Source organism: Delftia sp. ZNC0008 (assembly GCF_000799035.1).
GTDB classification, from domain to species: domain Bacteria; phylum Pseudomonadota; class Gammaproteobacteria; order Burkholderiales; family Burkholderiaceae_C; genus Comamonas; species Comamonas tsuruhatensis.
In genome coordinates this window covers 1-2598 of record NZ_JTKZ01000198.1, presented here as the reverse complement: position 1 = coordinate 2598, position 2598 = coordinate 1, and the positions used below count along the sequence as shown (strand labels likewise).

The 2598-nt window shown below is 67.5% G+C and carries 2 protein-coding genes; one reads left to right on the top strand and one right to left on the bottom strand.

What is annotated here, in order from left to right:
- On the top strand, positions 1-1201 hold a 1201-nt coding region (locus L995_RS06590; RefSeq protein WP_047470391.1), incomplete at its 5' end, for a class II fumarate hydratase.
- Positions 1202-1206: 5 nt separating this feature from the next.
- Here L995_RS06590 and L995_RS06585 read toward each other — a convergent pair.
- The gene (locus L995_RS06585) at positions 1207-2163 is read right to left on the bottom strand and encodes a tripartite tricarboxylate transporter substrate binding protein (protein ID WP_016448063.1); all 957 of its coding nucleotides are present in this window, start codon (positions 2161-2163) and stop codon (positions 1207-1209) included.
- Positions 2164-2598 lie beyond the last annotated feature (435 nt).

The window sequence follows — 2598 nt, the reverse complement described above, 5'->3', positions numbered from 1 at the left end:
CGACGAGCGCGGCGCGGCCATCGAGGCCGCGGCCACCGAACTGCGCGACGGCCTGCTGGACGCGCACTTCCCGCTGACCATCTGGCAGACGGGCTCGGGCACGCAGACCAACATGAACGCCAACGAGGTCCTCGCCAACCGCGCCAACCAGATGCTGGGCCAGCCCCCGGGCACGCGCAGCCCGGTCCACCCCAACGACCATGCCAATGCCTCGCAGTCGTCCAACGACAGCTTTCCGACCGTGATGCACCTGGCCACGGCGCTGGAGCTGCGTGACCACCTGCTGCCGGCCCTGCAACGGCTGCAGCAGCGCCTGCAGGAACGCGCCCTGGCCTTTGCCTGCGTGCTCAAGGTGGCGCGCACGCACCTGATGGACGCCGTGCCCATGACGCTGGGCCAGAGCTTCGAGACATTCGCCCACCAGATAGGCCATGGCATCCACCGGCTGCAGGCCACGCAGCCCCGGCTGTGGAGCCTGGCCCAGGGCGGCACGGCGGCCGGCACGGGGCTCAATGCGCCGGCCGGATTCGACCGGGTCTTCTGCGAGGAGATACAGGCGCTCACGGGCCTGGCAGTCACGCCCAATCCCTGCAAGTTCGAGGGCATGGCCGCGCACGATGCGCTCATCGAGGTTTCCGGCGCACTCAACGTGGTGGCCGGTTCGCTGGCCAAGATGGCCAATGACATCCGCCTGCTGGGCTCAGGCCCGCGCTGCGGCCTGGGCGAGCTGGTGTTTCCCGACGATGGCCTGAGCTCCTCCATCATGCCGGGCAAGCGCAACCCGACCGTGGCCGAGGTCGTGGTCCAGGCCGCCTACCAGGCCATGGGCCACCACCTCACCGTCACGCTGGCGGGCTCGGCCGGGCACTTCGAGCTCAACGTGGCCAAGCCCGTGCTGATCCACCACCTGCTGCGCGCCATGCGCGCGCTGGGCGACGCCAGCCGCGTGTTTGCCGAGAAACTGGTGGCCGGCCTGCAGGCACATACGGAGCGGCTGGAGCAGCAGGTCAGCCACTCGCTGCTGCAGGCCACCGCGCTCAACCCGGTACTGGGCTATGACGCCGTGGCACGCATCACGCGCGAGGCCATGGCGCGCGGCATTGCGCCGCGCGAGGCAGCCGTGGAGCTGGGGCTGATCACGGCGGCCGAGTACGACCGGCTGGTGGACCTGCGGGCCATGGCCGGGCTGCCGCCCGCGTAGCGGCCTCAATCCTCCAGGCCTATGTTCTGCACGATCTTCTTCTCGTCCTCGAACGCCTTCCTGGCGAACGCCGTGTACTCCTGGCTGCCGCGGAACTGCGTGCGCACGCCATAGTTGCCGACGACCTGGCGAAAGGCCGGGTCGTCCATGGCGGCCTTGATGGCGGCTTCGAGCTTGCGCACGATCTCTGGCGGCAGGCCGCGCGGCCCGGCGATGCCCAGGGGCGAGGGCACATCGAAGGCATAACCGGCCTCGCGGAACGTGGGCACGTTGGCAAAGGCCTCGGGCCGCACCTCGGAGGCCGAGGCCAGCGCGCGCAGCTTGCCCGAGCTCAGGTACGGCAGCACCGTGTTGGCGTATACGCCTGACTTGATGTGGCCGGCCATCAGCGAGTTCAGCGCCTCGGCATCGCCCTTGAAGGGCGCATGCGTGAAGCGTGCGCCCGTGGCCTGCTCCAGCAGCGCCATCACCACGTGGTTGGCCGTGAACTTGCCCGGCGTGCCGTAGTCCACGGCGCCCGGATTCTTCTTGGCGAACTCGACCAGGTCCTGCACCGTCTTGAACGGCGAGTCCTGGGGCACGGCCAGCACGAAGTCATAGGTCATGTAGGTGGCGATGTAGCTGAGATCGCGCACCGGGTCGTACTGCACCTTCTGGATGTGCGGCTGGCGGAAGATGCTCACGGGCGCCAGCGTCAGGCGGTAGCCGTCCGGCTTGGCCGATCGCATGTCCATCACGCCCATGGACGCGCCCGCGCCGGGCTTGTTCTCGATCACCACGGTCTGCCCCAGCTGCTTGCCCATGCCCTGGGCCAGCGCACGCGCCACCACATCGGTCACGCCGCCCGCGCCGTAGGGCACGACCAGGCTGATGGGGCGGCTGGGATAGCTGTCCTGCGCCCATGCTGCGCCCGTCATCAGGACCGATGCGCACATCCATGCGCCAAACACTCGTCTTTGCATTTCCATCTTCCTCAGAGGCTCACGACCATCGAACTTGCTGCTGTTCAATTTAGATGGATGCATGCCAACCATGGATTCGGGCAAGCCCGTAGCGTTGGGGCGTCTGGGGAAAACGCGCAGCGTGGGTGCGGGACTGATGGCTCTATAGCAGGGGGTGGCGTGGTTGCTTGGTTTGCGGGTGGTGGTGGGGTGTTTTTTTGCGCATTGGGGTGGGTGGGGCATGTCTTTGAGGCGACAGTCACGGGGCGGGATCTGTCTTCAAAGCTGCTGCCATTGATAGCTGTTTTTGTCCCTGCCGGGTGGTTGTTTTTCGAGGCCGGGTTTCGGCCCGGCGGCCGACCTACTTTCCTATCGCGCGATAAGAAAGTAGGCAAAGAAACGCGCCCAAATGCCCGCGACCCCTGCGCTTCGCTCCGGGGCAACCTGCGTCGTGGC